The 7,096-nt window shown below is 69.5% G+C and carries 5 protein-coding genes; 3 read left to right on the forward strand and 2 right to left on the reverse strand.

What is annotated here, in order from left to right; all coding sequences use genetic code 11:
• Positions 1–2,629: Rne/Rng family ribonuclease (locus FFS23_RS19470; protein ID WP_249340766.1), on the reverse strand; the 2,629-nt coding region annotated here is incomplete at its 3' end.
• Positions 2,630–3,090: 461 nt separating this feature from the next.
• Between FFS23_RS19470 and FFS23_RS19475 the strand changes: the two genes are divergently transcribed.
• Positions 3,091–4,335, forward strand: coding sequence for an N-acetylmuramoyl-L-alanine amidase family protein (locus FFS23_RS19475; RefSeq protein WP_249340767.1), 1,245 nt, complete (start codon positions 3,091–3,093; stop codon positions 4,333–4,335).
• Positions 4,336–4,585: 250 nt separating this feature from the next.
• Here the strand turns inward: FFS23_RS19475 and ypfJ are convergent, their stop codons facing one another.
• Complete coding sequence (gene ypfJ / locus FFS23_RS19480) at positions 4,586–5,500, reverse strand: KPN_02809 family neutral zinc metallopeptidase (RefSeq protein WP_137899906.1); 915 nt, start codon at positions 5,498–5,500, stop codon at positions 4,586–4,588.
• Between the two features lie 103 nt (positions 5,501–5,603).
• On the opposite strand from ypfJ, the gene FFS23_RS19485 reads away from it, so the two are divergent.
• Positions 5,604–6,389, forward strand: a complete 786-nt coding sequence (locus FFS23_RS19485; RefSeq protein ID WP_137899907.1) for a 3-hydroxybutyrate dehydrogenase — start codon at positions 5,604–5,606, stop codon at positions 6,387–6,389.
• Entirely contained in the window at positions 6,386–7,000 is a 615-nt protein-coding gene (locus FFS23_RS19490; RefSeq protein ID WP_137899908.1) for a DUF4893 domain-containing protein, read from the forward strand. The genes FFS23_RS19485 and FFS23_RS19490 overlap by 4 nt, the downstream gene beginning before the upstream one ends.
• Positions 7,001–7,096: the final 96 nt, after the last annotated feature.

Here is a 7,096-nt window from a genome sequence, read left to right on the forward strand (position 1 = left end):
GCGTCGGCTCGATCGGGGCGGGGGCCTCGATCGTGTCCGCCGGCGCCGCCTCGGTCGTCGCGGCCTTGCGGGTGCGGCGACGCTTCGGCTTTTCCTCGGCGACGGGGGCCTCCTGCGGTGCTTCCGGGGCGGGCGCCTCGGTCACCGCCTCGACGTCCGCCTTCTTCTTGCGGGTGCGCTTCGGCTTGGCGGCGGGTTCCTCGGCGACCGGTTCGGCGACCGCCGCGGGGGCAGCTTCCTCGGCCACCGTCTCGACGGCGGCTTCGGCCGCCGGGGCGGCGGCGCTGCGGGCGCGGGGACGGCGGCGCGTCTTGGGCGCCTCGACCGGGGGCGCGTCCTCGACCGTCGCCGGTTCGGGGGCGTTGAGGCCGGTGATCACCGGGCCGGCATCGCCGGCTTCGACGATCGGCTCGAGATCGGCGGGCGGCAGATCGTCCTCGGCGGTGTCGCCACCGGCTTCGACGGTCTGCGCGGCGTCGGCGCCGCCCTCCTGACGACGGCCACCACGGCGACCGCGACGGCCACGGCGACGACGGCCTTCGCCCTCGGGACGTTCGCCGGTCTCGGCATGCGTCGTCTCGGCGTCGCCGGCAATCGCCTCGGCCTCGACGCCGTCCTCAGCCTCGCCTTCGGTCTCGCCGTCGGTTTCGTCCTGCAACGCCTCGCCATTCTCGTCCTTGCGACCGCGACGACCGCGACGGCGACGACGGCGGCCACGACCGCGGCCTTCGCCCTCGTCCTCGCCGCGCTCCTCGCGCTCGGGACGACGACCGCCTTCGCGACGCGGCTCTTCCTCCGCCTCGACGATCTCCTCGTCTTCCTCTTCCTCCTCGATCTCCTCGGGGACGTCGTCATATTCCTCTTCGACGAGCGCCTCGATCTTGGGGGCGTAAGCGGGCGGCGGGCCGGAGGCCTCGACCGACATGCGCGCGCCCTCTTCCTCGCGATCGGGGATGATCTCGACCTGGACGCCGTAGCGATCCTCGATCTCGGCGATATCGGCGCGCTTGCGGTTGAGGACGTAGATCGTCGCTTCCTGGCTGGCGCGCAGCGTCAGCAGCGAGCCGCGGCCGCGCGCAGCCTCTTCCTCGATCAGGCGCAGCGCCGACAGGCCCGCCGACGAGGCGGTGCGGACGAGGCCGGTGCCCTCGCAATGCGGGCAGGCGCGGGTGGAGGCTTCGAGCACGCCGGTGCGCAGCCGCTGACGGCTCATCTCCATCAGGCCGAAGGACGAGATGCGGCCGACCTGGATGCGGGCGCGATCGTCCTTGAGCGCGTCCTTCATCGCCTTCTCGACCTTCCGGACATTGGAATTGTTGTCCATGTCGATGAAGTCGATGACGACGAGCCCGGCCATGTCGCGCAGGCGGAGCTGGCGCGCGATCTCCTGCGCGGCTTCCAGATTGGTCGCGGTCGCGGTCTGCTCGATATTGTGCTCGCGGGTCGAGCGGCCCGAGTTGATGTCGATCGACACCAGCGCCTCGGTCGGGTTGATGACGAGATAGCCGCCCGACTTCAGCTGCACGACCGGATGGTACATCGCGGCGAGCTGGTCCTCGACATGCGCGCGCTGGAACAGCGGCACGGCGTCGGCATATTGCCGGACGCGGCGTGCGTGACTGGGCATCAGCAGCTTCATGAAGTCCTTCGCCTGGCGGAAGCCCTCCTCGCCCTCGACGATGACCTCGTCGATATCCTTGTTGTAGATATCGCGGATCGCGCGCTTGATGAGGTCGCTGTCGCCATAGACGAGCGCCGGCGCCGCCGAGCTCAGCGTCGCCTCGCGGATACCGTCCCACAGCCGCGCGAGATAATCGAAGTCGCGCTTGATCTCGACCTTGGTGCGCTGGAGGCCCGCGGTGCGGACGATGCAGCCCATCGACGGCGGCAACTGCATGTCGGCCATGATCGACTTCAGGCGCTTGCGGTCCGACGCGTTGCTGATCTTGCGGCTGATGCCGCCGCCATGCGACGTATTGGGCATCAGCACGCAATAGCGGCCGGCGAGCGACAGATAGGTGGTCAGCGCCGCACCCTTGTTGCCGCGCTCTTCCTTGACGACCTGGACCAGCAGCACCTGACGGCGGCGGATGACGTCCTGGATCTTGTAGCGACGGCGCAGGTTCATGCGACGCTGGCGCAGCGCCTCGACCTCCTCGTCATTGGCGCTGCGCGGCTTCTTCGACGTGCCCTCGGCCGCGCCTTCGGCCTCGTCGTGCTCGCCGTCGTCGTGATGGTCGGCGTCGTCGAAATCGTCGTGGTCGTCGTCGCCGTGCTCGTCGCCGTCGTGATCGTCGTCGTCGCCGTCATGTTCGGCGCGCAGCGCGGCTTCTTCGGCGGCATGCTCCGCCTCCTCGCGCAGCAGCGCGTCGCGATCCTCCTTGGGGATCTGATAATAATCGGGGTGGATTTCGCTGAACGCGAGGAAGCCGTGGCGATTGCCGCCGTAATCGACGAACGCCGCCTGCAGCGACGGTTCGACGCGGGTCACCTTGGCGAGATAGATATTGCCCTTGAGCTGCTTGCGCTCGGCGCTTTCGAAATCGAACTCCTCGATCCGGTTATTCTTGACGACGGCGACCCGGGTCTCTTCCCGGTGGCGTGCGTCGATCAGCATACGCGTGGTCATTGAATGGTCTCCGCGCGCGTGGCGCTCCTGCAACCGGGTCGCAGGGCGCGCATGCGCGTTGATAGATGGCGCCGGGCGGACCGGCGCGGGATGGTGAGAATGCGTCTGCTCGCCGCGCACGTCGGGGGGCACGGCCCTCCCACACGCTCGCCACGCCGCCGGCCGAGGCCGGGCGGTGTCGAGCGTTGGATAAGTGCGTCATGCGAGCGTCAACCTGGTTAGAACCGCGCCAGGACGGCGCGGGGACCGATGCGTCGCTTGCACGAATGAAGCGCGACGCACGGGTGCAGTCCGTTGGTAGCATTGCGCTTCTCGTATCGCAACTGGCACGAATCTGCCGGAGCGGCGGCAAATTCATGCCGAATCGTGCATTAACCGCGCCGCGCAACCGGGCGTTGGCGCCTGCCGGTCATGATGCTCGTTCAGGCGCCGGCCAGACGCCGGCGCCCAAGGAACGTGCCATGGCTTTTCGCTGGACCGGCGCCCCCGCGGCGCGGCAAGGTCGCCCGATGATCGCGATCGTTGCCCTGATCCTCGGCTGGTGCGCGAGCGTGCCGGCGCATGCCGCGACGGCGATCCGCAGCGTCGTGGTCGACGGCGGCCGCATCGTCGTACGGTTCGACGGGCCGGTGATCGACGCGACGGGCATGGTGCTGCGCGGCAGCCGCCAGATCGCGGTCGACGTCGCGCAGGCGATCCCCGGTGCGGAGATGGTCACCGGCGGGCTGGTGCGGAGCATCAGGCAGGTGCGGCAGGGCGACGGCACGCGGTTGCTGCTCGATCTCGCGCGACCGGCGGTGATCGCCGACGGCGGCTTCGATGCCGACGGCAATCTGGCGCTGTCGATCGCACCGGCGACCGCGGCGCGGGTCGCCGCGGCGGCTGCGGCGGGGCCGGTGCGCTTCTTCGCGGTCGATCTCGGCGAATGGGGGGCGCGGCCCAAGTACAAGCTGTCGATCCCCGTGCCGCCGCCGGCGCGCGCCGCGGCGCTGCCACGCGTGCGTGGCGACGACAGCCGGCCTTTGGTGGTGATCGACGCCGGTCATGGCGGGGTCGATCCGGGGGCGATCAACGCGGTCACCGGGCTGCGCGAGAAGGACGTGACGTTGCGCATCGCGCGGTCGATCCGCGATGCGTTGCTGGCGAGCGGGCGGGTGCGGGTGGCGCTGACCCGCGACGACGATCGCTATCTGGTGCTGCGCGAACGCTACGGCATCGCGCGGCGGCTGAAGGCCAGCCTGTTCATCTCGGTCCATTGCGACAGCGTCGGCAGCGGCGATGCGAGCGGCGCGTCGGTCTATACCTTGTCCGAAGTGGCGTCGGACAAGGAAGCGGCGCGGCTGGCGCTGCGCGAGAACAAGGCGGACGTGATCGCCGGGGTCAATCTGGGCGATGCCGGGGCGGACGTGTCGTCGATCCTGATCGATCTCGCGCAGCGCGAGACGATGAACAGTTCGGCGAGCTTCGCCCGGCTGCTCGGCCGCGAGGCGAAGCCGCGCATCCCGACCAAGCCGGTGTTCCACCGCATGGCGTCGCTGATGGTGCTCAAGGCGCCGGACATGCCGTCGATCCTGTTCGAGACGGGCTATATCTCCAACCCGGTCGATGCGGCGTTCCTCGACAGCCCGGCGGGCCGCGAACGGATCGCCGACAGCGTGACCAAGGCGGTCGAGGTGCATTTCGCCCGGCAGCTGGCGGGGCGTTAGTTCCGCTCCATGCGGGGAAGGGTCCATATGACCGTCAGCGTAGGTCAATCGCTGTCCCAGCTCACATCGTCACCCCGGACTCGTTCCGGGGTCCACTCTGCGGCTGGGAGGAGGGCTGGAGGCGGTACCGTTCCCTCGTGGCCCGGTGGACCCCGGAACGAGTCCGGGGTGACGGAGCTTTTGAGTCAGGGCAATCGCGCCTCGACACCGCTGCGATACGCGCCCCTCCCTCGCGAGGGCGGGGAGTCCGTCAGATCGCGCCGCTGAACGTGTCGCACTGGGCGGGGTCGCCGGTCTGGATGCCGCGTTGCAGCCAGTGCATGCGCTGCGCCGAGGTGCCGTGCGTGAAGCTGTCGGGGACGACGCGGCCGGTCGATTCCTTCTGGAGCGTGTCGTCGCCGATCGCCTGCGCGGCGGTCAGGCCCTCTTCGAGATCGCCCGGCTCCATGCGGCTGCGGTTCTGCGCGGCCCAGACGCCGGCATAGCAATCCGCCTGCAGTTCGAGGCGGACCGAGGCGGCATTGCCTTCGGTTTCGCTACCGCTGCGCTGGACGTTCTGCACCTTGTCCGACGTGCCGAGCAGATTCTGGATGTGATGGCCGAATTCGTGCGCGATCACGTAATCCTGCGCGAAATCGCCCTTGGCGCCGAAGCGGTTGGCGAGTTCGTCGAAGAAGCTGGTGTCGAGATAGATGCGCTGGTCGGTCGGGCAATAGAACGGCCCCATCGCCGATTGCGCGGCGCCGCAGCCCGACTGGCCGTTCTGCGAGAAGAAGCGCAGGCCGGGTGCGGCGAAACGCTGGCCGCTCTGCGCGAACAGCGCGGTCCAGGTCTTCTGCGCCGAGCTGAACGCGTCGCAGGCCGATTTCTTGGCGGGATCTGAGGTGCAGACCGCGGTGGCCGAGCCGCCTTCGGACGGCGCGCTCCGCGTCACCTGCGTGCCGCTGCCGCCACCGCCGCCGACGAGGCTGCCGAGATTGCCGAGCCCGCCGAACACCGCCATCAGCAGCAGCACGACGATGATGCCGCCGCAGCCGAAGCGGCTGCCGATCAGCGGCAACAGGCCGAACAAAAGGCCGCCGCCGCCACCGCCGCCACCGAAACCGCCGCCGCGGTTCCCCTGATCGCCGACGTCAATATTGGGATCGAAATCGTCGAGGCGCATGCAAGGCTCCGTTTAGCTTGCGTTACGAATGCCCGAACCCCACCCCCGGTTGCAACAGCGCGCGCATCGACGCAGACGGGAGGCATAGCAGGAGAGCACGTCTATGGTCCTCAAGGGCAAGACCGCGATTGTCACCGGGTCCACGTCAGGCATCGGCCTCGCCTATGCGCGGGCGTTCGCTGCGGAAGGCGCAGCGTTGGTCATCAACGGCTTCGGCGAGGCGGAGGCGATCGAGACGGTCCGCGCCGAGCTCGCCGCGACGAGTGGCGCGGCGGCGCTGTACGATGCCGCCGACATGACCAAGCCCGACGAGATCGCCGCGCTGGTCGAGCGTGCGGCGCGCGAGACCGGCCGCGTCGACATCCTCGTCAACAATGCCGGCGTCCAGCATGTCGCGCCGATCGAAGCGTTTCCGCCCGAGCGGATGGAGGCGATCCTGGCGATCAACCTGACCAGCGCCTGGTATGCGATGCGCGCCGCCGTCCCGCACATGAAGGCGCAGCGCTGGGGGCGGATCATCTCGACCGCCTCGGCGCACAGCCTCGTCGCGAGCCCCAACAAATCGGCCTATGTGATGGCCAAGCACGGGCTGGTCGGACTGACCAAGACGATCGCACTGGAGACGGCGCAGCATGGCGTGACGGTCAATTGCATCTCGCCGGGCTATGTCTGGACGCCGTTGGTCGAGGCGCAGATCCCAGATACGATGACCGCACGCAGGCTCACGCGCGAGCAGGTGATGAACGACGTGCTGCTCGCCGCGCAGCCGACCAAGGAGTTCGTGACGCCCGAGCAGGTGGCGGCGCTGGCGCTGTTCCTGTGCCGCGACGAGGCCAAGGCGATCACCGGCGCCAATCTGTCGGTGGACGGCGGCTGGACCGCGGCATGAGGGTGGGGCGTTTTCTGGCGGTGACGCTCGCCGGCGCGATGCTCGCCACCGCCGCGGTGCGCGCGCAGGACACGGGCGACAGCGACTGGCGCAAGGTCGCGACGCGGCAGGACCGCGAACGCCTGCGCGGCTGGCGCGACGCCTGGATACAGGCGCTGACCAAGGTGCGCGCGACGCCCGAGGGACGCGAGCGGCTCACCGCCGACGCGGACCTGTTCGACCCCGACCGGGTGATCGAGGGCGCGGCGCTGCTGCCCGGCGTCTATCGCTGCCGGGTGCACCGGCTTGGCGGGATCGGACCGGGTGCGCGACCGCTGCTGAGCGGCGGCTGGACGAGCTGCCGGGTAAGCGAGACGGGGATCGTCCGCCAGTTCGTCACCGATGGCGACCAGAGGGCGAGCGGCAATCTGTTCGACAGCACCGATTCGCGGACGATCTTCCTCGGGACGCTGGCGCTCGGCGACGAGGACCGGCCGATGCGCTACGGCCGCGACCGGCAGCGCGACATGGCGGGGCTGGTCGAGCGGATCGGCACCGCGCGCTGGCGGCTGGTGCTGCCGTTCCCGGGCTTCCATTCGACGCTCGACGTGATGGAGATCGTGCGGGGCTAGGCGGGGGGATCGGGTTTCTGAGACCCGTTGCCCCCGAGCCTGTCGGAGGGCGGGTGGGTCTCACCGTGCTTCGACAGGCTCAGCACGAACGGGGAT

This window comes from Sphingomonas sp. 2SG (genome assembly GCF_005503285.1).
GTDB classification, from domain to species: domain Bacteria; phylum Pseudomonadota; class Alphaproteobacteria; order Sphingomonadales; family Sphingomonadaceae; genus Sphingomonas; species Sphingomonas taxi.

Bases quoted from the DNA above. Each gene is read 5' to 3' on its own strand.
- FFS23_RS19490 (WP_137899908.1), top strand. From the start codon at position 6,386: ATGAGGGTGGGGCGTTTTCTGGCGGTGACGCTCGCCGGCGCGATGCTC.
- FFS23_RS19485 (WP_137899907.1), top strand. From the start codon at position 5,604: ATGGTCCTCAAGGGCAAGACCGCGATTGTCACCGGGTCCACGTCAGGC.
- FFS23_RS19475 (WP_249340767.1), top strand. From the start codon at position 3,091: ATGGCTTTTCGCTGGACCGGCGCCCCCGCGGCGCGGCAAGGTCGCCCG.
- ypfJ (WP_137899906.1), bottom strand. From the start codon at position 5,500: ATGCGCCTCGACGATTTCGATCCCAATATTGACGTCGGCGATCAGGGG.